Below are 24,041 nucleotides of genomic sequence, written 5' to 3'. Positions count from 1 at the left end.
TGTGATCCGGATTGTAAAATTTTAAAGGAAAAGGGTACAATATTAAAGAGAACATTTAGCATTTACAGAAATTACGGTTTACTTCCAATATGCTAATTATATAAAAGGGTGGCGGGTTATGAAACGAAACAAATACATACTCCTCGGTGTTATATTGCTTGTTAGTATTACAATGGCCCGTAATACAGAGGATGGGATTTCCGCAGTATTTAAGCAGGATGAACCCATCCCTACAGAGATGGGACCTCGTGCGGGTCTTCTGGCTCCTGCTTTTTCTCTAACAGCAATGGATGGGAAGACGTACAGTGTCGGTGGCGCCAAAGATAAGGCCACGTTCGTCAGTTTCTGGGCATCCTGGTGTGAGCCATGTAAGCAGGAAGCTCCGGAATTGAATAGAATGGCTGCGAAATACAAGGATAAGCTTGATCTGTATGGTGTTAATGTAACATCCTACGATAAACTCAAGGATGCGAAAGCTTTTGTGGATGAGTACCAACTGACGTTCCCTATTCCCTTGGACGAGAAGGGGACGGTATATGCTCAATACAATGGAGTGGCTTTTCCGACGAATGTTCTGATTGACTCCAGAGGTGTTATACAGGAGATTATCCTGGGCATTTTACCCGAAAAAGAGTTGGAACGTAAGATTAAAGAGCTTGTCGCAAACTAATTTTCAGTTAAAAAAGGAAGCCTCCGTTACCCATGATTCATGGATGCAGAGGCTTCCTTTTTATTTTCCGGGAAATAAGCCTTATTAATGGTTACTTAACCCGTGAGCAGGAATAGGGAGTGTACCCGGTTCATCCTGCAATTTTTCTTGAAGTAACGCGTAGCGGAAACTGTGCACGAGAGCTTCCCAACTTGCTTCAATCACGTTCTCGGATACACCAACAGTGTTCCATGTGTTTTCGGTGTTTTTGGATTCGATCAGTACACGCACTTTGGCAGCTGTGGCATCCTTCTCATCCAGTACACGCACTTTGTAGTCTGACAGGTGCATGTTGGCAAGTGAAGGGAAGTATTGTACCAACGCTTTCCGAAGAGCGTTATCGAGTGCATTAACCGGACCGTTTCCTTCAGCAGCTGTATAGACACTTGTTCCAGCCACATTAAGTTTGACAAAAGCTTCAGAAACAACGGATTTTCCTGCCGTTTTCTCTACAAGCATTTTGAATGATTCGAAAGTGAACAATTCTTTCATGTCACCATTCGCTTCACGAATTAACAATTCGAGCGAGGCATCTGCACCTTCGAACTGGTAACCCTGATGCTCCAGATCTTTGATTTTCTCAATAATCTGACGTGAATTGGCACCGCTTGGATCGAACTCAAGACCCAATTCCTGTGCTTTGGACACAATGTTGCTCTGTCCAGCAAGCTCTGAAACCAGCACACGCTGTTTGTTGCCGACCAGTTCAGGCACGATGTGTTCATAAGTACGGGAATCTCGCAGGATGGCAGAGACGTGAATGCCACCTTTGTGAGCAAAAGCAGCATTACCAACATAAGGTTGATTAATCGGCATATTCACATTAGCGATTTCGCTGACATAACGAGCCACGTTCGTAAGTTGTCTCATTGAATCTTCCGTAACACATTCATAGCCAAGCTTCAGTTGCAAATTCGGAATGATGGACGCCAGATTGGCGTTACCACAACGCTCTCCATAACCGTTCATCGTTCCTTGCACCTGACGGGCTCCGGCTTGTACAGCGCTGAGTGTGTTGGCCACAGCCAGTTCACAATCATTATGTGTATGAATGCCGAGATGTGCATGAGGCAGGCTTCTGTGCAGTGTAGATACGATCTCATGTACCTCGTTCGGCATAGTCCCACCGTTCGTATCACACATGACGAGCCAGTCCGCTCCAGCCTCGTGAGCCTTGGTCAAGACAGCTTGAGCATACTCTGGATTATGTTTGAATCCGTCAAAGAAGTGTTCTGCATCAAAGATCACTTCCATACCACTCTGTTTCAGATAGGCGATGGAATCATAGATCATGGACAGGTTTTCTTCCAATGTAGTCTGCAAAGCGGTATGTACATGGAAGTCCCATGATTTACCGACCAAAGTTGCAGCCTGAGCACCAGATTCGATCATGCGCTTCAGGTTGGCGTCTTCACTAGCAACGCTGCCTTTTCGGCGGGTACTGCCAAAAGCAACAACCTTTGCGTTCAGGTTCAATTCCTTGACTCTTTTGAAAAACTCAATGTCCTTGGTGTTGCTGCCGGGAATTCCGCCTTCAATATAATGGACACCCAGGTCATCAAGCTTCTTGGCAATTTTGAGTTTGTCGTCTGCCGATAAGCTGACACCCTCCCCTTGTGTGCCGTCACGTAAAGTCGTATCGAAGATGGAAATGGCCTTTGACATGAAGATCCTCCTTTGAGATAAAGCGCTTTTTTAGAAGTTTGGATGGTAAGTTGAAAAAATCTGTTAAGTACGTTAGTGGACGAATCCTTCGATTCGGCAACGCTACACTGTGTTAAACTTAATGCGCTGATTTGTCCTAAAGTCGTCAATTTGTATAATTAATTATTATAGCACCATTATAGCCAAATGCTACATAGAAATCGCAGTTTCATGTAACAATTATCGAATTTTAGAGCAAAAAGAAGGATGTTAAGCATAATCCGGATGTATGTTATAATCTATTATTGAGTTTTAAATGGAATATATGGAAGAAAAGGAGGGTTGATTTTGACTTTTTTATGGGGAAATACGATTATATTCCTGATCACTCTGGTTCTTTTTTTGAGTGTAGGCTGGTTGATTATTCGGTCTCTGATCAGATCTCGCAGAAAATAAATGCTCGTGACTGAATTAACATAACGGGTTTGATATACTATAGAAGAAAGTAATTTAGTTTTCATTAATTAGTGTGCATGAAAGGGCGGGGGTTCATGATGTCTTCAGAAGGCAATCCTCCAGCGAATGTGGATCAATACTACCCTACAGCCGGACGGGTGATTCTGCATGTGGATATGAATGCTTTCTACTGCTCTGTACATGAAGCCGAGGAACCAGATTTATATAGAGGAAAAGCAACGGCCGTTGCGGGCAGCAGTGAACTGCGAAAGGGAGTAATCGTAACCTGCTCATATGTCGCTCGTAATCGAGGCATCTCAACAGGGATGGTTGTGCACCAAGCCATGAAAAAGTGCCCTGATCTCATTGTGATTCGTCCTGATTTTCATTTATATCGTCAATATTCCAGAGCTTTCATGCAGATTGCGTATAGTTATACCCCTCAACTTGAGGCGACGTCCATTGATGAGTGTTATCTTGATATTACAGGCTCAAGGCAATTTGGGAATCCAATGGAGATTGCGGAGAGCATTCAGCGGAGAATCAAGGATGAATTAGGGCTGCCTTGTTCCATTGGCATTGCACCCAACAAATTATTGGCGAAAATGGCTTCAGATCTGAAAAAACCCAATGGTATCTCCATTTTGCGTATGAGGGACGTACCTCGGATTCTTTGGCATAGGCCATGTAACGAGATGTTTGGCATTGGCAAAAAGACGGCTGAAAAGCTGAAGAAACTGGGCATTGAAACGATTGGTCAATTGGCCAAATCAGATGAGAACATGTTGACCGAACTATTTGGGGTCAATGGGGCATGGCTCAAAAATTCTGCGAACGGAATTAACCATTCCGCAGTTCACGCTGAACGGGAAGCCAATAAATCGATTGGACATACGACCACTTTACCGGCGGATGTATCGGATATGAACGATATTCATCGGGTTTTCCTCAATATAAGTGACCAGGTAGCCAGGAGATTGCGCAAGCACGAAATGTTTAGCCAGGGTATTCAGATTACGATTCGGACACCGGATATGAAGACGATCACCCGATCACGTTTAATGGAAGTCCCAACGGAGGATGCATCGATCATCTACCGTGAAGCTTGTCAATTATTCGCGAAGCATTGGGGCAGTGGTAAGCCTGTACGCATGCTGGGCGTGACACTTCAAAACCTGATTCCAAGAGAAGAGTCCGCTGTGCAGATGGACTTGTTCGAATATGAGCAGAAGCCCAAGAAGGACAATTTGATTCGAATTATGGATCAGTTACGTGATAAATTTGGTGAGAATGCTGTTGTGACCGCAGGCATGCTTGGGGACGATCCTTCCGTGCTGCTTCGCAATCATAAAGTACGGGGCACTTCCCTGCAAAAAGATAACTTGCAAAGTCTTGATTAAATAAGGGATAATAGAGACTTGTGGTTGGAAAATGATTTGTAATTATTCTTACTTTGTATTAATATGTTTCTAGATAAAAACACTGTACGTTTCGAATTTTAGGAGGAGAGAATGTAAATGAGTAAATATACTTGGGTTGAAAAAGACACATGCATCGCATGTGGTGCTTGTGGAGCAACGGCTCCTGACATCTACGATTACGATGATGAAGGTTTGGCAGAAGTTATCTTTGACGGAGATTCTAACCATGGTGTCAAAGCTATTCCAGACGACTTGTTTGACGATATGCAGGATGCATGCGACGGCTGCCCTACAGATTCCATCAAAGTAGCGGACGAGCCTTTCAATAAAGAAGGCTAAGTATTTCTCCTATGAACACAGAGCACTTTCTTTTGTCTTAATGACAAGGGAAGGTGCTTTTTTGGTTCCATCCAAATGTGATTTTATGATCTGTGGATCAAGGACGAACATTGTCGAAAACTCATTTTTTCCACCGGGTACTGAAGTCCTATGGAATTAACGCCTGATTATGCCGATATATAATGATATACGTAAAAAGGCGAAATAGTGGAGGATCGGATGCAGAATACTCATCTAAGAACATATGTCAAGAAACATCCCGACAACAAAATGGCTTGGTACTTACTCGGAAAGGAGTACTTGGGCGAAGGGCAGGAGGCTAAAGCCAACTATTGTTTCCAGCAAGCGGGCGAGGTTTACGAAGCATTTGAACGTAGTAAGGCTCCTGCTGACATCTGGGTGGACTATCAGGATAAACTGGTGGAGATGTCTGAGCAGAAGGAGAAAAAACAACGTAGACGCAAAATGTGGCTTACGTTATTAATGCTGCTTGTGCTGGCAGGTCTGCCACCTGCGGACGCTCCGGGCTTCAGTCGTGAAGCAGCCGACGCGCTGTCAGCCGCACTGGAATCCACAGATGATATCGCAGCGCCTGTAGAAGCGGATAAACAGGTTGGGACTGCATCCATTGCGCCAAGTAATGTGTTCACGGCTGCGGCATTTGGTGGAGGCAACCATGGCGTGGCTGCGCTCGCAGCTGCCTGGTCCGGGTCAGGCCAAAAAGTAGAGACTTCGGCTGTACTGGGTATGCAAACCTCGGATGACTGGTCTTTATGGAAGAGAAATATGCCTGTGAAATACATAGTACAAACCAATACAAGCGGAAAATTAACTGCACAGAGTTATGATGCCAAGCAATGTAACTGTGAACCTCCTGAAGTCACGCCGAAAATCAAAAAGATGGCCTTGGCGTGGACCGCCAAGCAGGAAGCCGCTGCATCATTATCAAGTGCAATCGTTGCCTATCGCAAAAAAAATGACGCTTGGCCCAAGAGTGTAACGCAAATGGCCCAGCCATTTCCGAATAATATTCTGGGAGAGACTGCGCCAGGTATGACCGAAATGTTTCCGAAGCTGCTAGCTTTGCATCAAGGAAAGGCACAGGAAGGAAAGAACGATTCGAGTGGTCAAGAGAATGGTTCAACGACTTCGAATTCGTCTCAAGGCAAAAATGTCGCGTTTGCAGATACGCTGGGAGGTCAGCCTTTTTTGCAGGAACCACTTGAGATTGTCATTGATAAGGATAAACACAAACTTGCATTAATCAGTGGGGATACCATTATTCGGATGTATGATGTGGGACTTGGCGGTGATCGAACACCGGAAGGTTCATTTGTCATTACAGATAAAGTGGTCAATCCGAATGGACGCTCGAACGGGGAGTTCGGCAGCAGAGGTATGCAACTCTCGAATACGAATTATGCCATCCATGGAACCAACGAGCCAGACAGCATCGGGCTAGATGAGTCCCTTGGATGTGTGAGAATGCGTACAGGAGATGTAGAAGAGTTATTCGCTCTCGCTCCGCAAGGCACTCCGGTACGCATTGGAGAAGATGTGCTGCCAGATCTTACGCTTGTTCCAGAAGCGAAGCAGCGTTATCAGCATACGCTTGTGCCAAAGCAGAATAATCCGAACAAAACGTATCACTGGCTGAATTGATCTGCTGAATATGTAGAATCAGATGGAATCAGCCTGAATCATCTACAAGTTGGCAATAATGATAAGAGCACCAATGATGATAATCAAGCCGCCTACACTGGCTGCTGTCCATGCAATGGCTTTGCGATTCACTTCTTCTTTCTTTTGCTGTAATGCAGGTGGTTTACGTTTGGGAGCCATGAGTTATTCCTCCTTATTGGAATAGAACTGGTGTAGAGTAACCATGCTCTCATTGTAAAGAATTCAACTCGTCATTTCCAGTAGGCGAGTGGATTTCTTGTGAGCATTTTGCATTATTCGATTTGTGCTGTCTATGCGCAAACTACTTTCCTTTTTAATAAGAAACAGATAGACTTGTGTGTAGAGTGATTTTTACATATGAAAAGACGGCAAACGGCCTTTTGGCGTACCGGACCAGAACGGAGTGAGTGATTTGTTATACAGAAGTCTTGCTAAACCTTTGTTGTTCAAAATGGACCCTGAACAGGCCCATCATCTGATTATTGGCGGCCTTAGTGGCGTGGGCAGTATCCGTCCGGTTCCTTCCGGATTGCGTGTGATGTACGGCGTTCGTGAAACGTCTGATCTGGCTGTTGACATGTTTGGTTGTCATTTCCCTACACCTGTCGGTCTGGCTGCGGGCCTGGACAAAAACGGACAGGCCGTAACGGGTTTTTCTTCCATCGGATTTGGATTCATGGAAGTGGGAACGGTGACGCCACTTGCACAGCCAGGTAACGATCAGCCACGGTTGTTCCGTTTACCTCCAGATGAGGCTTTGGTAAACCGGATGGGCTTCAACAATCTCGGTGCGGAAGCCATGGCTGGTGAGTTGGCGCGTCTTCAGGATCGTCGCATTCCAGTAGCTGTTAACATCGGCAAAAATAAGGCAACGTCTAATGAAGAAGCTCATCTGGACTATTCGAAGTGCATTCAGGCGCTATACGATGTTGCTGACCTGTTTGTAGTTAATATCAGTTCACCAAATACACCTGATTTGCGTAATCTGCAACATGGGAATGAATTGAAGGAACTGCTCGCTGCGGTCATGAACGAGATGAACGTGCAACATGCACGAGCGGGTGGAGCGAGCAAATCCGTGTTGGTGAAGATCGCACCAGATGTGAATGATCAGGAACTTGAATATATGGTTCGCACGATTGCAGACAGTGGCGTTGCAGGCATTATTGCTACAAACACTACCATCAGCCGCGCAGGACTTTCCCACCAACATGCGAAGGAAACAGGTGGTCTGAGCGGTAAACCATTGCGTGACCGTTCAACGGAGATTATTCGCCAGATCTATCGCCAGACCGAAGGCAAACTTCCAATCATCGGTTCAGGTGGCATTTTCACAAGTGAGGATGCATATGAGAAAATTAAAGCCGGAGCAAGCCTGGTCGAAATATATACAGCATTGATCTATGAAGGACCTGAGGTGAATCGGCGCATTCATGCAGGACTGCGTGAGTTGCTGCGCAAAGACGGTTATCGTCATATCTCCGAAGCGGTTGGTGCGGAACATCGTTAAGAAAGAATGTGAATCCCCGGAGTGAAAATATAGAAGCATGGAAGAGCGTAAAATGGTTCGGGACTCTTCCCCCCACCAAACATCATGTATAATGGAATAGAACAGGGGACGCTATAGAGACAGGAGGCATAAGCATGGACGGTAGAGACTGGGGTACATTTTTACTTCCTTATGAACAAGCGGTAGAGGAATTGAAAGTCAAGTTTAAGACAATGCGGGCGGAACTGAAGAAACGGGAAGAGTATGCCCCGATTGAATTCGTTACCGGTCGTGTCAAAAAAATATCCAGTATTCTGGAGAAATCCAGACGACTGAATGTGTCGCTTGATGACGTGGAAACAGGCATTGAGGATATTGCAGGTATCCGCATTATGTGCCAGTTCGTGGATGATATCCGGCGGGTTGCCGAGTATATTCGAGGTCGTAAGGACCTCACGGTACTCATTGAGAAAGATTACATTACGAATTTCAAAGAGAGCGGCTATCGCAGCTTCCATATGATTATTGAGTATCCCGTTCAGACGGCTCTGGGACAAAAGAAAGTATTGGCCGAGATACAGATCCGGACGCTTGCCATGAACTTCTGGGCTACTATTGAACATTCGTTGAGTTACAAGTTTCGGGAAGGGTTACCTGATGAGATGAGAACCAGGCTGAAAAAAACGGCTGAGGCCGCGTTTATACTGGATAATGAGATGTCTGCGATTCGTCTGCAAATTCTGGAGGCACAGAAGGCCTTTGAAGATGATTCGAATATCGTGTCAAGAACATTGAATATCATTCATCAACTGTACTTCTACCATCTTGTCAGTGAAGCGATTGAAGCACAGAAGCGCTTTAACGATTACTGGGAACGACATGATATGGAAGGACTCAAAGACTTGCTGGATGATGTGAAAGAACTTCTGAACAACGCCAGAAAGGGCGAAAATCCGGATGAGCAGCTATGAGCCACTGTACATTGACTACTTAATCTACTTCAATCGGGATCAGGATTATTTCGAGTGCCATGAGGTGCTGGAAGAATTGTGGCTTGAGCGGGACCGGGATTCTCTCTATAAGGGATTGTTGCAGATTGCTGTTGGTCTGTACCACTTCAGGAATGGCAATCTACGCGGAGGCTTCATGATGTTACAGAGTTCAGTTGATCTTCTGGAACCTTATCCAGATACGACTCTGGGCATTGACCTTGGGATGTTAGTACAGGAAGTAGAGGGAATCGTGAAGCAACTGTCTGAACCCGACGCTCAGTCTGTGACTTACAGGGATTTGTCCATACGTATTGTTGATGAGGCACTGGAACAGGAGATACTTAGGAGATCGCTTGAACTGAAGCCTAATATTCCGCAACGCCGGAGTCCGACTAGAGGACGAATATACGAAGAGAAGATGAAGGCGATGGATCAGGGTAAGAGTTGAAACGTTATCAGTGATAGTATTCAAATGAGCATCCCATGGATATGAAGTTCCATGTATATGAAACACCCCGACGATTCCTGTAAAGGGAAAGGTCGGGGTGTTTTTGAATGTTGCATCATATTTCTATCCGTTAGCTTGCCGAAGGAGTGGCATTGCCTTTATATTTTTGGAAGAATTGTTTGTAATCATCTAGCGTATAGCCTTGGTCACTGCCATTCTCTTGCAGTCCGCCAACCATACGGTCCTTCTCGACACCAGCCTCATAATAGACGAGCGTAGGCGTGAACTCGATGTTGTAATCGGTCCATCCCGCTTCGAATTCACGCAGGTTGAATTGCGGAAGTTCGATACCTTCACTGTCAACCAGTGGCATCAACTGAGGAGTTGTGGCACGGCAGTGAGAGCAGTCGGAAGCGAAGAAATACACAAAGAAGCTATCTTTGTTATCAATTTTGGCTTTGAGATCAGTTGGTACAATAATTTGTTGATAGTTTGAATCATTAAGCAGCTCCCGTGTAGCTGGATTGAGCTTGGAAGCAGCGATGCCATAAGCATTTTCCACCGAATCCATCTGTTTCTTGGATTGCTGGTCTACGACAACCAGTGCTGCAATCATAATAATTAAAATACCCAGGAAAATCAGGATCGCAGCACTTTTCTTTTTCTTCTTGGATTTCATTGGACATCCCCCATCGATCATATCGAAATATAGTTTTGGCAAAAATTGAGGTTGGGATAATATGCATAAACACCCGAATTTTTGCTCAGGAATCAATCTACTTGCCATTATACTACATTACACGCTGTAGTGGAATAGATACGATATGATAGGAAAGCAAAGCTTGGATATGATAAAATAAAATGATAATGCAATCTTACCAAGACAGGATGAGTGGGAATATGGGTGTAAAGCTACCTTTAATATTCGCCGAGCGAATGAAAAGTTTGCTGGGCGATGAGTTTGAACAATTCATGAAATCTTATGATCAGTCTCCACATGCGGGGCTGAGAGTGAATACGTTGAAAATATCAATGGAACAATTCGATGAGATTGCTCCGTTTGATCTAAGATCTATTCCGTGGTGTGAGACAGGGTTTTATGTACCTCATGGTGTTAAACCGGGTCTGCACCCTTATTATCATGCAGGTCTGTACTATATACAGGAACCAAGTGCTATGGCTCCAGTTGAATTATTGCAGGTGGAACCTGGAGATCGCGTGCTTGATCTGTGTGCTGCTCCGGGTGGAAAAACGACACAGATTGCTGCAAAGCTGCAAGGCAAGGGTGTACTTGTCACGAACGATATTCATGCTGAACGCACGAAAGCGCTGGCCAAGAACGTGGAATTGTACGGGGTGCGGAATGCCGTTGTGTTGAATGAGTCGCCCGAGCGGATCGCAAATGCATTTCCTCATTATTTTGACAAAGTATTAATTGATGCGCCTTGTTCAGGTGAAGGTATGTTCCGTAAAGATGAGCACATGGTGAAATCGTGGGAACATCATTCGGTGGAAAAATGTGTACTCATGCAGCGGGATATTCTGGAGACTGCGGCACGGCTGCTGGCCCCTGGAGGCACGATTGTATATTCAACATGTACTTTTGCGCCGGAGGAAAATGAAGCGATGATTGCCGAGTTCCTGAATGTAAACCGTGATTTCATTGTCATGGACATTCCTGAAGAGACAGGATTTGCTCCAGGACGTCCGGAATGGGTACGTCAGATGATGCCAGAGAAGGCAGAAGAGACGGAAGCTGTACTGGATCAAACGCGTGGCACCGCAAGATTGTGGCCTCACCTTTTGGAAGGAGAGGGGCATTACGTCGCTGTATTGCAGCATCGTGCAGGGCAAGGATTGGAAACAGATCAATCTGGAGTAGTTAAAGAAGGAGCAATGGAGTATGGACAGGTCGTGGATGTGTCCAGGATTGAAGTAGAGGGGAACAAGGATCACTCTATTGCTGCTTCTTCAATTGCTATGACCAAGGCTGATCGTAAAAAGGAACGTTTGTTGCGAATCGAATCCCGAGAGTCCCATGACAGACAGGCTGGTGGTGGCAAGAATTCGGGCAGACAGGGCAAAAAAGGTAAAGATTACGGTGGACGTAAAGCGGAACGGGGGCAGGGACGCGGAGTCGATCAGGCGAGTATTGACCCGGTTGCAATCTACACTCAGTTTATGAAAGAACAACTGGAGGTTGAGCTCGTCGGAGAAACGGTATGTTACGGAGACCGTGTGTATCAATCCTCGGTTGGTGCGACTCGGTTGGAGGGACTGAAAGTCATTCGTCCAGGTTGGTTTATGGGCACGATCAAGAATGGCCGATTTGTTCCGTCCCACCCGCTTGCGTGTGCTCTGAATGCATCCGAGGCACGGCGAAGTGTGAATCTGTCATCCGCTGCTGGCGAAGCCGTGAGGTACCTTAAGGGTGAAACGTTGAATATTGAAGAAGAACGAGTGGTGCTCAAGGCAGATATAGTTGCCAAAGGGTATGTTCTTGTATGTGTAGATGGTTATGCTGCTGGCTGGGGAAAATGGCTGGATGGTGTGCTGAAGAATGAATATCCGGCAGGCTGGAGGTGGACATCGATATGAGTGGAAAAGGGAAACAAACGCTTCGTTTAGATAAGATATTGAGTCATATGGGTGTGGGAACACGGAGTGAACTTAAAAAGATGGTGAAGCAAGGCAGAATCCATGTGGACGGCAAAGCAGTAAAAGACAGCGGTGTACAGGTGAATCCGGAGGTTAACGTCATTGAAGCGGATGGGGAGCGGATTGTGTATCGGGAGATGATCTATCTGATGCTGCATAAACCTCCAGGTGTCGTGTCTGCTACCGAGGATAACAGAGATAAGACCGTGCTGGATCTACTGCGCAAAGAGGAACGGGTCTTCAATCCGTTTCCTGTGGGACGACTGGATAAGGATACGGAAGGACTACTCATTCTCACGAATGATGGTCCCCTTGCCCATGATCTGTTATCTCCACGCAAGCATGTGCCTAAAACCTATGAAGCTCGTGTACTGGGTAACGTAGATGAGGATGATGTACTACGTTTCAAAGCTGGGATACAGCTGGATGACGGATACGAGACACTACCTGCTGAACTGACTATACTCGGTCAGGAAGAAACAGAAGAAGGCACGATCTCGTCGATCTCACTCATTATTCACGAAGGAAAGTTTCATCAGGTGAAGCGTATGTTTCAGGCAGTAGGCAAGCGAGTGATCTATCTGAAACGGGTAGCCATGGGTGATCTGGAACTGGCTTCGGATCTTGCGATCGGAAGCTATCGTGAACTAACCGTAGATGAGTTGAGCCTTCTGCGGAAGTAAGGGTTTGATTGGGTGCGATTACTACAGAAATGAGGATGAAGCTGAAATGACCTATAAATTAATTGCGCTTGATGTAGATGGAACACTACTGAATGATCATCATGAATTTACCGAATGGACTCAGGAGACCTTGATCCGTGCTTCCCGTCAGGGAGCAGAGATCGTTCTGTGTTCAGGCAGAGGTCCTGCGAACACGATTCCTTTTATGGAGCAGATGGGACTGGATGGATATGTGATTACACATAATGGTGCTGTAACGGCACAAGTGGATACCCGTGAGGTGGTTCATCATTTTGCATTAGATGGACAAGGACTGGAACCGATCATCGATTACTGCCGGACTAATGGCGTGCATTTTGATATCAATACGGCTTTTGGTCTGTATGTGGATCAACCGGAAGGTTTGGGGTTGCAGGTGCGTGAGATGTACTACAACTTTTTGGCGGAGCCACTGAAGCTACCCAAGTGGGTTGACATGACAGAGCCACTGGCCAAATTCACTGCATTTGGTCCGATTGAACAGATGGATGCGGTACTGCAAGAGTGGTCTACCTGGAATCTGCCTTATTATATGACGCGGAGTGGTGACTTTTTTATTGATCTGATGCATCCTGAAGCGTCCAAAGGCGCTGCGCTCAAACGGCTTGCCGAATCCAAGGGAATCTTGCCTTCGGAGATCATGGCGATTGGCAACTACTTCAATGATATTACGATGCTGACTTTTGCTGGTAAAGGCATCGCTATGGATAACTCACCGGATGAGGTGAAAGCTGCTGCGGACGAGGTGACACTCTCCAATAACGAACAGGGTGTGGCACACGCAATCCAAAAATATGTGTTGTCCGTCTAACCTTACATCTTATATTTGAAATGCACGCTTCCCTCATAATCTACCGTCCTCAGGGGTATCCTAAGAGAATAACGTTAGGAATGGAGGAGGACAGGTAATGAAACATGATGTGGAATTGGTTACTGACCTGCGTACATCAGGTGGAGAAGTGCAGGATGTGATGGTCAATGGTCAATATGCAGGCTCACTGTTCCTTGTATATAGAGAAGGAGATCGCTTATCTGGTAGTCTTCAGATCGAGCAGGAGTCTCTGCCAGATGATACAGAAGAACGTATCGTGGAAAAAGTGCATGCCTATGTCCGTTCTCTTGCAGATGCGTTGGAAGCTGCATATTATGAAGTGCTGGTCAGTTGTGGTTCACTACATTCGGTTCTGCACAAGCCTGAGTCAGAGACCGCATGGTCATCCGAAGACATGGTTCATGACGAGGAACGTTATGACGATATAGACAGCAGTGAAGTTAAGGTAATCCCTGGTTCACAAGCCGAATCGTTTACATATGAAGATCGGGATCATGTTCTGGAAATGGAAATGGTAAGTGCCGGACGTAGCATATCAACGTATATATTCAATGATGTGGATGGGCAGGAACTTGCGGAAGCTTCCTTAAAACAATATGGTGCTGATGCGCAAGGTGAAATACACTGGTATGACGAGCCTGAAGAGAATCAATTGGAAGCCGCGGCAGAGTTGCTGGTCAGAGAACTGGATGAGGATATCATCGATACGATTACGATCCGCATGTGGCATCAGGGCAACGAACTCGAGGCGTTAGAGTGGATACATCGCGATTTCTCCGAGGAGTTTGAGGATACGAATGAATCGGACCTGAATGAGTTGGAAGCTGCCGAAGAAGCATGTTATGTCATGCTGAAACGTAAGGATCGGGAGTTCCGGGTATATGAGCTGTTTCTTCAGGAGCGTGGTGGATTGCCTGTGGGAACAGCAACCATAGACACTTCTCATTCTGATCTGACGGGATACATCGATTACGAGGTTCCCGGAACCAGTGTGCAGCGAAAGAGCCTGGTCGAAGTACTGATGCAGGAGTTGGACAAGGAAATGGAGTTTGATACGCTACATCTTACGATGTTATATCGAAATCAGATTATTGATGAAGCCAGAATAGATGGGTAAAAGGCAGTCGCCTTTTACCTTTTTTTGTTTTCATTTTGACGAAAAATTCATTTCCCGTTATAGTACCATTAGTTTAATAGAGATCAGGAAGCGGAGGAGAACAATCATGCACTCATTCAGGATTAGTAGCGAATATATTAACGATGGTTTTCATGCTGTTCAGGCGAAGCCAGAAGATACGGAGGATGTGATCTCGCTGCTGGTGGAGACGGCTGAATGGCTACAGAGCCAAGGGTCTACTCAGTGGAACGGCTTGCTTAAAGGAGAAGATTCACATGATACGGCAGGGGCAATTCGGCGTGGGGATGTGTTTGTTTTCAAAAAAGGTGCGGACGTAGCGGGCATGGTCATCCTTATGGTTCAGCCAAGCCCGTGGGATGTTCAACTCTGGGGTTCAAAAGCTCACACGGAGGATGGCGCAATCTATCTGCATCGGCTGGCAATTCGAAGAAAATATGCTCAGAGCGGTCTGGGGCGATCGATATTGCAATGGTCCAGTAGCGGCATACAGTTTGAAGGCAAACATACGGTCCGCTTGGACTGCGGAGCGAGCAACACGACGTTGAACGCCTTTTATGCGCGGAACGGTTATACTTTTTTGGGGGAGACCGATGGTTTCAGCACATATGAGAAGCCAGTAGAGATGTTAAGGTAAAATGCTGGCTATGGTTATCCGATGATTACGTTGCAGACAACCGTGAGATTGACGGAGAGATCGCGGCTTTTACTTCTGAGGGGCACTGTTCGTGAATATGTTGTATATACGACTTGGATGTTCCGGCTTCCCTATGTCATAATGGAGAATAGAGTAGTACCCAGACAAAATAAAGGGATGAGCATTGGATAGAGGATAGTCCAATTGAGAGGGATTCTCATTTTAGATCTTTACTGAACATATGTTCTGATATATTATGGATGTAGATGCATTGAAAGAACGTAAGCTAGAAAGGGGGAAACTAACGGTGAAATTGCTGCAGGCGCTTTTCTTTCCTCCGGAGCAGCCCGGAGGTGTATCCTCTATGATTCCGTATATGCAGGAGAGGTTTACAACCCCGAGGTGGGAAATGGATCTGTTCTCGTTGCCGAAACGAATTCGCAACAAGGGCAGAGAGGAAGTTCAGTTCCAAACATTTGATTGGACCGAATATCAGGATAGTCCTGTTGTCCAGAAATATATTCAAACCTATCGTGATTATCTATGGTGGACCAAACTGCGCATTCAGAAGCCCTATGATCTGATCCATGCCCACCACCCGATTGCAGGACTCGCGATGAAAACGGTTTTCCCGGATACACCCCTCATTCAGACGATTCACTCCAGTTATGAACGAGAATTAATTCTTAATGGACGTATTGAAACGGATGGACCAGAACATCGATTCCTGCTTGCGATATATGGTGAGCTGGAGCACCAGGCAGAGCGCCTCTTGACGGTGTCGGATTCGTTCCGTCGTTATCTGGCTCCCTATGTGAAGGAATCGGATGTCATCGGTGTGATCCCCAATGGATTCGATGAGAAGCGGTTTAAGCCAATTCCACATGATAATGCCATACCACAGCTGGTCACGGTATGTCGGCTTGTTCCGGCAAAAGGACTGGATATTCTTTTCAAAGCCTGCGCGGAACTGAAGGGCCGAGGTCATGATTATGTGTTACACATTATTGGAGACGGACCGATTCGTCCTGATCTGGAAGAATTGGCGCAGCGGTTAGGAATCTATAATGAGACCATCTTCTATGGTTATACACTGCACCCTGAGGAATTCATGCCATTCTTTGATATTTTTGTACTTCCTTCACGGGCAGAAGCATTTGGTTCCGTCTTTGCTGAAGCGGCACTGAGTTGTCTTGCCCTTGTGGGTACGGATGTAGGGGGTATACCGGAACAGATTGAGAACGGTAGCAACGGGTTGCTTGTACCGGCAGAAGATCCTTCTGCGCTGGCTGAAGCTCTTGAAAAAGTGATGCTGGACCCGGCTTACCGTTATGAACTTGCACGTTCGGCGTGTGAAAAAGCCAAAACACATTACTCGCTCGGCAGATCGGTGAATGAGCTGAAAAAGATGTACCTACAGTTCCCTAGCCAAGCTTAAAACGGAGAGCAAAAAGTGCAAGCCGCTGTGCTAAACAGCGGCTGTTTGTCATGTTTAAGGAAAATAATAAGCGCGATGACTTATGGTCATGAACCAAATGATGCTCATATTCATGAAATACATAACCGTAAAGTTTATGTATTGTTGCGTCCACGAAAGGCGCCCCAGCGGTTGAGCACCAATTTGGCAGCCCAGATTAGTGCCATACTTCCGAAGATAGGGTACAGAATGGATAGCAGAGAACTGAATCCAAACTGACTGAGTGAGTAACACAACAGCATAATGGTTAATGTAATGAAACGGGGATGCACGCGTATATGTTGTCTGAGTTGTAAGGTCATTCCATAGATATCGGCTACAAAAGTACTGAATATTTCCATGAAAATAAGGGATACATATACAGATTGCACTGCCCATCCAAGTTGAAAAGCAATGCTGCCCATCGGGATCTCGAATTGGATGATACCGGGCATCTGTGCTGACATGGCAAAGTGAGCTGCCATCAGCATGAAGCCTACGCCAATGCCTCCCAGCACGCCGCCCCACTTCAGCACACTGCGACTGCGGATCTGGTTACCTACAGGCACAAGAACGGCTTGAGCCAACACGAGATTGAATGAAGTGTACAGCAGTGGAGACAACCACACCTGAATGGGGTTTGAGTCTGTCGTCAGTGTGATGAATCGGGAAGCACCTGGATGATGGAGTGTGCTGGTAATCATGAGCAGGGATAACAGGAGCATCATGGGCACTACGATGCTATTCATTTGAAGGATGGCCTGAATGCCCCGACCAAGAAGCAGATAAGTCCCTACAAGTGTGACAATCAGACCCGTCTGATAATGTAAACCCAGATGTTCGACAAAAACGGAACCTGCTCCGGCGAGCATAACACTGTTCACGCCAATAAGAATGAGAAGGGTCACCCAGGTGATCCATTTGCCTGCCTTGTGGCCGAATAAATGTTTGTTCAGATCCTCATAAGAGCGGGAACCGGTATCGTGAGCAATCAGCATCATTTTGGTACCTAACCAGACAAAGAGCATGGTGGATAAGCCTATGGTGATGGTGGCCCATTTGCCATACTGGGTAAAAAACTGCAATATTTCCTGCCCTGTGGCGAAGCCGGCTCCGACAACCGTTCCGATGTATGTAAATGCGATCTGCAGCACCCGAAATGCCTGTTTCATGTGTTTCCCCTCTCAGGCCCCTGTATAGTTTGGACATGCGGGTACCATGGTACAAGGTATGCTTGACCCACGAAAGACATGACAATCGATAGCAAGCTCTGGCCGGAATTACATCTTAAGGACAGCCCTCGGGCAATTTCGCTTGAACTTATAGATAGATATATGATACTTTTACCTCATAGGATAGGCTTGGGAGGTCAAATCATGGAAGTATTAAAACAACGAATTTTACAAGAAGGTGTTGTCATCTCGGATCAGGTATTGAAGCTGGATGGTCTGTTGAACCACCAGATTGATCCTGCATTGACGATGGAGATGGGACGGGAGTTTGCTGCACGGTTTCGTGAAAGTGGAGTAACTCGGGTAATTACGGTAGAATCCTCAGGGATTCCCGTTGCTTTTGCCGCAGCTCATGAACTTGGGGTGCCGCTTGTATTCGCCCGTCGCAAAAAAACGCTTCTGGCTGATCCTGATGCCTACTGTGAACGTGTACCGTCCTTTACCAAAGGAATCGTAACAGACATTATGGTATCCCGCGAGTTCATTCATGAGAATGACCGTATTCTGTTCATTGATGATATCATCGCCAATGGAGATGCCGCTCGTGGAGTCATTAAGATTATTGAGCGTTCCGGGGCGGAACTCGTCGGATTCGGCGTTGTGGTCGAGAAAAGTTTTCAGGCAGGGGCACGCACGATTCGTGAACAGGGTATTCCGGTGGAAGCCTTGGTACGTATTCGTTCCCTGAACGATGGAACAGTACAATTTGACGATAACGAAATGTGACATTTTAAAGGAATAGGGCCTATTTTTTGAACTATGCCTTTGCATGACCGCGGATTTCATTTATAATGGGGTTATGTTAGGGAGAGGAGGCAACACCATGGGGAACCAACCGGCAACAGAACAATTTTTTATTGATAAGCTGGCGGAATCGAAAGTTCATTTTGAACGTGCCCTGGATTGTAAACATACGGAATTCGATGACCTTTATCCCTATATGATTGAACATCCTCAATTTTTCTGGTACAAACGCTATGTTGCCTGGTCAGAATTACTGACGATTGTAGGCTTGTGCGAAGAGTTGTCCTTCTCTTGGAAAGAACAATTTACACCGCATCAAGTGGAGTACCTTGAAGAACGTGTGATGTCCGCCAAAGTGCTTGATTTTTGGTTCGAGAAGAACGACAGCAAAGAGCACGCGCAGCGGTAACTCTCAGTCGGGACATAATTTCGAATGACATGACAGTCCAATACAGTCACGTGAGACCTAAATGACATTTCATTTAGGTCTCTTTTTGTAAATAAATTTGGAATATAGGAGCCATGAACATGATTAGTGATACAGAATTGGACGCCCTGCGTCTGTCAGGTGAGAAAGTAAGAGTAGTACGGGACGAACTGGAATCAAACGATGTAACGGGGATTGTGGTTGCCTGGGATGGCGAGCAGGTCCTTATCCGTCGTCAGAATCGACGTGTCGTTAAGCTGGATCGAGGTTACCGATATCAGCTGTTCAGCGAGCCGCGCCAGAGTGCACTTAGTGAGTAACCACTTATAGTCACGGCAGAGCCATGAACGTTTAATTGTTTGGAATTACCATGATTTCTTGGCATAATTGGCTCACTCGGGAGAGAAGATAGGTACAGTGAGGATAATCTGTAACTATAGCCGAGAGGGTGTGCTACAAGCCATGACATTGATGAATGATAAAGTTCATGCCTACAAGGATCAGATTGGAGCATTAAGCGATGTGCTGCCAGGAGTGGTGAAGTCGTATCATGAGTTTACTGGAGAATGTTTTCAGCCTGGCGTGATTGATGCGAAGACAAAACAGCTGATTGCGCTCGGCATTGGATTGTTCGCCAACAATGAGGTATGTACCTTCTACCATGTAGAAGAAGCCCGTGCCAAGGGCGCTACAGATCAGGAGATCATGGAGACCGTTGCCGTCGCCGGAGCTGTTGGAGGCGGACATGCCCTGTCTCAGGGCGCGATGCGAGTGCAAAAGGCATTGCATTAAGTCTAGGTAAAGGGTAGTAGTATTAGTCCATAAATGTCTAGACAAACAAAAGAGGAGGTTCCGGGTGATCCGGAGCCTCCTCTTTCTATATCATACCTACATTTTACCCAACATTTTATCGTACATAAACTGTCCAGTTACCCGACGTGCGGTCACGTAACGATCATTGAAGTATGGATTCGATAACTTAGTAATGCTTACGCCTTTACTACTGGAGGCATGTGCGAATTGTCCGCCGCCAATATATACACCTGTATGTGAAATGCCTTTGCCCATCGTATTGAAGAACACCAGATCACCTGTGCGAATGTTACTTTTGGATACCGGAGTACCTGCTTTGGCTTGCTGCTGCGAAGTACGTGGCAATTCAATGCTGTATTTGTTGAAAAGATATCTCATAAACCCGGAACAGTCGAAGCCGGCTACAGTCGTGCCACCCCACTTGTAAGGTATACCTGTCATGTTGTTCACTACGGAGTTGATACTGCTTGCCTCTGTGCTTGTAGCCCCGGATGTAAATAGTACAGCTGCTCCAAAAATGGAGATAATCAGTTTTTTCAAAATCAATGTTCTCCCTTCGATGCCTACGGAGTTAGCTAAGGGTTCGGTAGAAGGTTCCCTATATTTCCTATGTATAAGAATAATTCACCCAAAATGGTTCCCCCGTTTTCAAACATGAAACTCGGCAATGAATAATTAAGTTTTTGTAACTATTTGAAACTATATTGCATAAATGCGTAATTGTCAAACCCATTTAAACCCCTTCGTAATACCTCAATGTTAGCGGAATTACGGTTTTTATATGAAAGCAGGGATCAAGTTTGGGTATCATTCATGACAAAAACGTCATTATTGATTCGCTTAAGACGATTTTGGACAAATAAATAGGTTTGTCATGAGTTAAAAGAACTATTCCGTAATGTTCAATTTAAGAGATTATATTCATTAAGTTGCATATATTGACAAAAATCGATTTTTTGCATATTATCTTCTTATCCGATCCACATATTGGATGAAAATTGATTTTATTGTGTTATAAATTCAAATAAAGGAGGTTAAGGGACTAGTATCATAAGTAAGGTAGAAGTGGGAGATTTATAAAAACAAACATAGGAGAGTGTTATCTTTGAAAGCAAAAAAAATAGTTACTTTTATTCTGGCATGCACGATGGTCTTCTCAGCAGTTGGAATGGCGGTTCTTCCTGTAACAACGGTGTCAGCTGCTGATGCAACAGGTACGACAGCAAGTATTTCTGATATTCTGAAGAACCAGCGGCCAGATGGAGGTTGGAGAAAAGACTATAAACAAACAAGTGGAGAATGGGCGAAGTCCACCATTGACAACAAGGCTACATACTCAGAAATTAGAAGATTGGCGAAGGAATTCAAAAAGACCAATGATCCGCGTTATTCCACAGCTGCAATCAAAGGAATTAACTTTTTGATCAACATGCAGTATTCAAACGGCGGATGGCCACAAGTCTACCAAAGCTCGGGATATCACAAACACATCACTTACAATGATGATGCGATGATTAATGTAATGATTATGCTGGATGAAGTAGCAACCCGCAAAGGTGACTTCTCGTTTATCGACAGCACACTTGCTAACCGTAGTAAAAATTCAGTTGCCAAAGGTGTGGATGCGATTCTGAATACACAGGTCGTTGCAGGCGGTAAACTGACAGTATGGGGACAACAACATGATTCCAGTTCCCTTAAACCGGCAAGCGCAAGAATCTATGAAGTACCCTCGTTGACGGCTGGAGAGAGTGTAACGATTGTTAAATTCCTCAAAACCAGACCTGCTAACGCTAAAATTACAGCATCCATTAAAGCAGCTGAGGCTTGGTTTAACAAAGTGAAAATTACGGGCTACAAGTATGAAAGAGCAAACGGAGACAGTAAAATTATCGCTGATTCCAAAGCTGCACCGATCTGGGCTCGCTTCTATGAAGTGGGAACGGATAAACCGATCTTTATTGGTCGTGACGGGGTAGTTAGATACAAATTAAGTGATATTGATAAAGAAAGAAGAGGCGGTTATGCATGGTATGGCAACTGGCCTTCCAAGCTGTAATTCGTAATAAGCCTCAGGTTTCATAGAGTTAATCCCTAGTAACGATAAGTAAAGCCCGAACCAGACATGGACGTCTGGTTCGGGCTTTACTGTTATTATTTTCAGTGTTGACACGATAGATTGCACATGATATATTATTTCTTGTCGCCGAGATGCATATCACGGAGATACATATTATGCGGTCGTGGCGGAATTGGCAGACGCGCACGGTTCAGGTCCGTGTGGGCTAACCCCCGTGGAGGTTCGAGTCCTCTCGACCGCATCGAAAAAAAGGTTCCTCGTTAGGCTAACGCCTTCGAGGAACCTTTTTGTTTGTACATAAACAACTTGTATCGTCAAATGAGTTACTGAGCGGACACCTGGATACTATCGATATTCGGACCTTCAGTACCGGTCGTGACTACTTTAATGGTATTGGTTCCCGAGTTCATGGGTACTTGAATTGTTTTTTCACCCCAGGTGGACCAGCTTCCCGTTGCAGAAAATGGGGTATTGCTGATCACTTTGGTCCCATTCACGAAAACATCAAGGTTACGGGTGCCACTTTCCAACGCATAACGAAACTTTACGTTCTTGGTGCCGCTTGTCGCATTGTTGATGTTATTCCATTGAATGCCCGAGTTCGTCAGAGCATTAAAATTAACATACCCTGATCCTGTGTAGCCAGGATAGATCGTCTCAATTGCAGCATCGGAGAGAGTTGTTCCTGTCTCTGCTTCATACGTCGTGCCACTACCTGTATTGCCACCACCACTGCCCGTAATATTAGCAACAAACGTGGTCACACTTTGAGCAGGGAGCTGTGCAGTAAAGGCTGCATTGGACAACGTAATTGGTGCTCCGCTTGCCAGATTACGACTACTATCGGTTACCCATGAGGATACTGTGGAAGCATTACCGTTTTGCAAAACAAATTTCTGACTCGTTGCAGAAGTGCTTCGGTTAATCGCCACAATGACAACTTTGTTATCCCCCTTGTAGGCAGAAACAAATGTGTTCGTATCCGGGTTCTTGGTGGCATCTACTCTAAGATAGCCTGGACGTACAAATTTGGAGAAGTGAGCCATATTATAACCGCGTTTGCTAATCGTTCCGTCCTCTTTCATCGGACCATACTGTCTGCGGATGTACCACCATACATAAGCCTGGAAATCCCCTTCGACCATAGCGCTGTGCATGTGATAGGAAACGTCAAGCGCTTCGGGCCAGCGGTCTGAGGAGTTACTATCGCTATTCGGATAATAGACTTCAGTCATCCAGAGTTCTTTACCGGCTCCTTTTTGCTTGAAGAGTGGATATGCGAAATCTTTGATCTGTGTCCCGTATGTGTGTGCCCCCAGAATGTCCATATTAGCGAGCGCCTGCGGGTCATTCAGAATTGGGTCAGATATGTTTTTGAGATACTGGAAGGACTCGGGTGCCATCACTTTTGTACCTTGAATGGAGCCTGCATTCTCTTTCATAAAACGAAGGATTTCCTGAGGTGTCCACCAGGTCCAGTCATGTGCGTAGTCCGGCTCATTTTGTACCGAAATGGCATACAGGTCCACGCCGTTATTTTTCATGTAGGTTACAAAGTCATTAAGATGCTGTGCATATGCAGTATACTTGTCGTATTTTAGGCGTTTGGCATTGGTATCTCCATTGCGGTTAAAGGTTTCAACCATGTCGCTCGGAGGATTCCATGGGGATGCAAATACGATAGCACCCTTTTCAATAGCACGTTTGGCTGTGGCAACCTCACGAGACCAGTTATTTCGGTCTGGATCGACGTAGATTCTGAGTACAGAAAAGCCTAACTGGTTCTGATCATTGCCAAAAGCAGTTTCTCGTTGCGCGGCAGTCAAGTCACCGATCCATGCCGGATGGTTGATACCACCAAAACCGCGAATGAGCTGTTTTTCAGAAGATAAATTAATGGTGGCATCACTTGCTGCCGAAACTTGTGTAGGACTAAGCATGAGGGGCAGAGCTGTTAAGCAGGCCAAAAAAACGTTAATCGTCTTTTTTAATTTGAATTTCACTACTTTCATCCTCCTCTAATAACCAATAGTAGAATAGCTGATGGTCTGGTATTTAATTTATGTAAACCCTTTCAAAACCTCCTTCCATAAATCATAGGAAAGATATACAGCACTGTAGCTT

General features: G+C 45.5%; 24 protein-coding genes, 1 tRNA gene and 1 riboswitch. Of the genes, 19 read left to right on the top strand and 6 right to left on the bottom strand.

The window, feature by feature from the left end; genetic code table 11:
* Positions 1–118: 118 nt before the first annotated feature.
* Positions 119–670, top strand: coding sequence for a TlpA disulfide reductase family protein (locus HF638_RS01755; protein ID WP_169478612.1), 552 nt, complete (start codon positions 119–121; stop codon positions 668–670).
* Between the two features lie 84 nt (positions 671–754).
* Here HF638_RS01755 and cimA read toward each other — a convergent pair whose 3' ends face one another.
* Complete coding sequence (cimA, locus tag HF638_RS01750; RefSeq protein ID WP_169478611.1) at positions 755–2,374, bottom strand: citramalate synthase; 1,620 nt, start codon at positions 2,372–2,374, stop codon at positions 755–757.
* A gap of 533 nt (positions 2,375–2,907) precedes the next feature.
* On the opposite strand from cimA, the gene HF638_RS01745 reads away from it, so the two are divergent.
* The 3 genes from HF638_RS01745 to HF638_RS01735 all read left to right on the top strand — a co-directional run bounded on the left by HF638_RS01745 (position 2,908) and on the right by HF638_RS01735 (position 6,231).
* The gene (locus HF638_RS01745; protein ID WP_248278015.1) at positions 2,908–4,209 is read left to right on the top strand and encodes a DNA polymerase IV; all 1,302 of its coding nucleotides are present in this window, start codon (positions 2,908–2,910) and stop codon (positions 4,207–4,209) included.
* 117 nt (positions 4,210–4,326) lie between these two features.
* Positions 4,327–4,569: a ferredoxin gene (locus tag HF638_RS01740; protein ID WP_169478609.1), complete on the top strand. Its 243-nt coding sequence runs from the start codon at positions 4,327–4,329 to the stop codon at positions 4,567–4,569.
* A gap of 219 nt (positions 4,570–4,788) precedes the next feature.
* Positions 4,789–6,231 carry a L,D-transpeptidase family protein gene (locus HF638_RS01735; protein WP_169478608.1) on the top strand — a complete coding sequence of 481 codons (1,443 nt, stop codon included), beginning with the start codon at positions 4,789–4,791 and terminating at the stop codon, positions 6,229–6,231.
* A gap of 42 nt (positions 6,232–6,273) precedes the next feature.
* Here HF638_RS01735 and HF638_RS01730 read toward each other — a convergent pair whose 3' ends face one another.
* Positions 6,274–6,411 (bottom strand): hypothetical protein, encoded by a 138-nt coding sequence (locus HF638_RS01730; RefSeq protein WP_165790049.1) that lies wholly within the window; start codon positions 6,409–6,411, stop codon positions 6,274–6,276.
* Positions 6,412–6,664: 253 nt separating this feature from the next.
* Here HF638_RS01730 and HF638_RS01725 point away from each other — a divergent pair, with 253 nt between their 5' ends.
* From HF638_RS01725 to HF638_RS01715, 3 genes are all read left to right on the top strand, one after another.
* Positions 6,665–7,762 carry a quinone-dependent dihydroorotate dehydrogenase gene (locus tag HF638_RS01725; RefSeq protein ID WP_169478607.1) on the top strand — a complete coding sequence of 366 codons (1,098 nt, stop codon included), beginning with the start codon at positions 6,665–6,667 and terminating at the stop codon, positions 7,760–7,762.
* A gap of 134 nt (positions 7,763–7,896) precedes the next feature.
* Entirely contained in the window at positions 7,897–8,712 is an 816-nt protein-coding gene (gene yjbM / locus HF638_RS01720) for a GTP diphosphokinase (RefSeq protein WP_169478606.1), read from the top strand.
* Positions 8,699–9,181, top strand: a complete 483-nt coding sequence (locus tag HF638_RS01715; RefSeq protein ID WP_169478605.1) for a DUF309 domain-containing protein — start codon at positions 8,699–8,701, stop codon at positions 9,179–9,181. The genes yjbM and HF638_RS01715 overlap by 14 nt, the downstream gene beginning before the upstream one ends.
* A gap of 130 nt (positions 9,182–9,311) precedes the next feature.
* Here the strand turns inward: HF638_RS01715 and HF638_RS01710 are convergent, their stop codons facing one another.
* Positions 9,312–9,860, bottom strand: a complete 549-nt coding sequence (locus HF638_RS01710; protein ID WP_169478604.1) for a thioredoxin family protein — start codon at positions 9,858–9,860, stop codon at positions 9,312–9,314.
* Between the two features lie 221 nt (positions 9,861–10,081).
* On the opposite strand from HF638_RS01710, the gene HF638_RS01705 reads away from it, so the two are divergent.
* From HF638_RS01705 to HF638_RS01680, 6 genes are all read left to right on the top strand, one after another.
* The gene (locus HF638_RS01705; RefSeq protein WP_169478603.1) at positions 10,082–11,779 is read left to right on the top strand and encodes an RsmB/NOP family class I SAM-dependent RNA methyltransferase; all 1,698 of its coding nucleotides are present in this window, start codon (positions 10,082–10,084) and stop codon (positions 11,777–11,779) included.
* Positions 11,776–12,522, top strand: a complete 747-nt coding sequence (locus tag HF638_RS01700; RefSeq protein ID WP_169478602.1) for a pseudouridine synthase — start codon at positions 11,776–11,778, stop codon at positions 12,520–12,522. Before HF638_RS01705 ends, HF638_RS01700 begins: the two co-directional genes overlap by 4 nt.
* Before the next feature lie 46 nt (positions 12,523–12,568).
* Complete coding sequence (locus HF638_RS01695) at positions 12,569–13,372, top strand: Cof-type HAD-IIB family hydrolase (RefSeq protein ID WP_169478601.1); 804 nt, start codon at positions 12,569–12,571, stop codon at positions 13,370–13,372.
* Between the two features lie 97 nt (positions 13,373–13,469).
* Complete coding sequence (locus HF638_RS01690; RefSeq protein ID WP_169478600.1) at positions 13,470–14,510, top strand: hypothetical protein; 1,041 nt, start codon at positions 13,470–13,472, stop codon at positions 14,508–14,510.
* A gap of 106 nt (positions 14,511–14,616) precedes the next feature.
* Entirely contained in the window at positions 14,617–15,165 is a 549-nt protein-coding gene (locus tag HF638_RS01685) for a GNAT family N-acetyltransferase (RefSeq protein WP_169478599.1), read from the top strand.
* A gap of 307 nt (positions 15,166–15,472) precedes the next feature.
* Complete coding sequence (locus HF638_RS01680) at positions 15,473–16,603, top strand: glycosyltransferase (RefSeq protein ID WP_169478598.1); 1,131 nt, start codon at positions 15,473–15,475, stop codon at positions 16,601–16,603.
* Between the two features lie 134 nt (positions 16,604–16,737).
* Here HF638_RS01680 and HF638_RS01675 read toward each other — a convergent pair whose 3' ends face one another.
* Entirely contained in the window at positions 16,738–17,793 is a 1,056-nt protein-coding gene (locus tag HF638_RS01675; protein WP_169478597.1) for a YkvI family membrane protein, read from the bottom strand.
* 204 nt (positions 17,794–17,997) lie between these two features.
* Here HF638_RS01675 and HF638_RS01670 point away from each other — a divergent pair, with 204 nt between their 5' ends.
* The 4 genes from HF638_RS01670 (at position 17,998) to HF638_RS01655 (ending at position 19,816) form a co-directional block, all read left to right on the top strand.
* The gene (locus tag HF638_RS01670; protein WP_062833667.1) at positions 17,998–18,579 is read left to right on the top strand and encodes a xanthine phosphoribosyltransferase; all 582 of its coding nucleotides are present in this window, start codon (positions 17,998–18,000) and stop codon (positions 18,577–18,579) included.
* 97 nt (positions 18,580–18,676) lie between these two features.
* Positions 18,677–19,006 (top strand): hypothetical protein, encoded by a 330-nt coding sequence (locus tag HF638_RS01665; RefSeq protein ID WP_024629266.1) that lies wholly within the window; start codon positions 18,677–18,679, stop codon positions 19,004–19,006.
* A gap of 119 nt (positions 19,007–19,125) precedes the next feature.
* Positions 19,126–19,344: a hypothetical protein gene (locus HF638_RS01660; protein ID WP_169478596.1), complete on the top strand. Its 219-nt coding sequence runs from the start codon at positions 19,126–19,128 to the stop codon at positions 19,342–19,344.
* 142 nt (positions 19,345–19,486) lie between these two features.
* Positions 19,487–19,816 (top strand): carboxymuconolactone decarboxylase family protein, encoded by a 330-nt coding sequence (locus HF638_RS01655; protein WP_017689352.1) that lies wholly within the window; start codon positions 19,487–19,489, stop codon positions 19,814–19,816.
* A gap of 96 nt (positions 19,817–19,912) precedes the next feature.
* Here the strand turns inward: HF638_RS01655 and HF638_RS01650 are convergent, their stop codons facing one another.
* Entirely contained in the window at positions 19,913–20,377 is a 465-nt protein-coding gene (locus HF638_RS01650; protein ID WP_124113963.1) for a C40 family peptidase, read from the bottom strand.
* Positions 20,378–20,382: 5 nt separating this feature from the next.
* Positions 20,383–20,514: riboswitch (cyclic di-AMP (ydaO/yuaA leader) on the bottom strand.
* A 428-nt stretch (positions 20,515–20,942) separates the two neighbouring features.
* Between HF638_RS01650 and pelA the strand changes: the two genes are divergently transcribed.
* Positions 20,943–21,896, top strand: coding sequence for a pectate lyase (pelA, locus tag HF638_RS01645; RefSeq protein ID WP_211175448.1), 954 nt, complete (start codon positions 20,943–20,945; stop codon positions 21,894–21,896).
* Between the two features lie 178 nt (positions 21,897–22,074).
* Positions 22,075–22,158 (top strand) — tRNA-Leu (locus tag HF638_RS01640).
* Between the two features lie 82 nt (positions 22,159–22,240).
* On the opposite strand, the gene xynC is transcribed toward HF638_RS01640, so the two are convergent.
* A complete protein-coding gene (xynC, locus tag HF638_RS01635; protein ID WP_211175447.1) occupies positions 22,241–23,929 on the bottom strand; it encodes a glucuronoarabinoxylan endo-1,4-beta-xylanase XynC in 1,689 nt (562 codons plus the stop codon).
* Positions 23,930–24,041 lie beyond the last annotated feature (112 nt).

It is taken from the genome of Paenibacillus sp. SZ31 (assembly GCF_012912005.1).
GTDB lineage: Bacteria > Bacillota > Bacilli > Paenibacillales > Paenibacillaceae > Paenibacillus.
This window is presented reverse-complemented; position numbering and strand designations above follow the sequence as displayed.

Excerpts from the sequence above, each read along its gene's own strand:
- HF638_RS01715 (WP_169478605.1), top strand. The coding sequence starts at position 8,699 with ATGAGCAGCTATGAGCCACTGTACATTGACTACTTAATCTACTTCAAT.
- HF638_RS01655 (WP_017689352.1), top strand. The coding sequence starts at position 19,487 with ATGACATTGATGAATGATAAAGTTCATGCCTACAAGGATCAGATTGGA.
- HF638_RS01665 (WP_024629266.1), top strand. The coding sequence starts at position 18,677 with ATGGGGAACCAACCGGCAACAGAACAATTTTTTATTGATAAGCTGGCG.
- HF638_RS01705 (WP_169478603.1), top strand. The coding sequence starts at position 10,082 with ATGGGTGTAAAGCTACCTTTAATATTCGCCGAGCGAATGAAAAGTTTG.
- cimA (WP_169478611.1), bottom strand. The coding sequence starts at position 2,374 with ATGTCAAAGGCCATTTCCATCTTCGATACGACTTTACGTGACGGCACA.
- HF638_RS01755 (WP_169478612.1), top strand. The coding sequence starts at position 119 with ATGAAACGAAACAAATACATACTCCTCGGTGTTATATTGCTTGTTAGT.
- HF638_RS01735 (WP_169478608.1), top strand. The coding sequence starts at position 4,789 with ATGCAGAATACTCATCTAAGAACATATGTCAAGAAACATCCCGACAAC.
- HF638_RS01730 (WP_165790049.1), bottom strand. The coding sequence starts at position 6,411 with ATGGCTCCCAAACGTAAACCACCTGCATTACAGCAAAAGAAAGAAGAA.
- HF638_RS01660 (WP_169478596.1), top strand. The coding sequence starts at position 19,126 with ATGATTAGTGATACAGAATTGGACGCCCTGCGTCTGTCAGGTGAGAAA.
- HF638_RS01740 (WP_169478609.1), top strand. The coding sequence starts at position 4,327 with ATGAGTAAATATACTTGGGTTGAAAAAGACACATGCATCGCATGTGGT.
- xynC (WP_211175447.1), bottom strand. The coding sequence starts at position 23,929 with ATGAAAGTAGTGAAATTCAAATTAAAAAAGACGATTAACGTTTTTTTG.
- HF638_RS01685 (WP_169478599.1), top strand. The coding sequence starts at position 14,617 with ATGCACTCATTCAGGATTAGTAGCGAATATATTAACGATGGTTTTCAT.
- HF638_RS01745 (WP_248278015.1), top strand. The coding sequence starts at position 2,908 with ATGTCTTCAGAAGGCAATCCTCCAGCGAATGTGGATCAATACTACCCT.
- HF638_RS01670 (WP_062833667.1), top strand. The coding sequence starts at position 17,998 with ATGGAAGTATTAAAACAACGAATTTTACAAGAAGGTGTTGTCATCTCG.
- HF638_RS01675 (WP_169478597.1), bottom strand. The coding sequence starts at position 17,793 with ATGAAACAGGCATTTCGGGTGCTGCAGATCGCATTTACATACATCGGA.
- HF638_RS01700 (WP_169478602.1), top strand. The coding sequence starts at position 11,776 with ATGAGTGGAAAAGGGAAACAAACGCTTCGTTTAGATAAGATATTGAGT.
- HF638_RS01690 (WP_169478600.1), top strand. The coding sequence starts at position 13,470 with ATGAAACATGATGTGGAATTGGTTACTGACCTGCGTACATCAGGTGGA.
- HF638_RS01710 (WP_169478604.1), bottom strand. The coding sequence starts at position 9,860 with ATGAAATCCAAGAAGAAAAAGAAAAGTGCTGCGATCCTGATTTTCCTG.
- yjbM (WP_169478606.1), top strand. The coding sequence starts at position 7,897 with ATGGACGGTAGAGACTGGGGTACATTTTTACTTCCTTATGAACAAGCG.
- HF638_RS01695 (WP_169478601.1), top strand. The coding sequence starts at position 12,569 with ATGACCTATAAATTAATTGCGCTTGATGTAGATGGAACACTACTGAAT.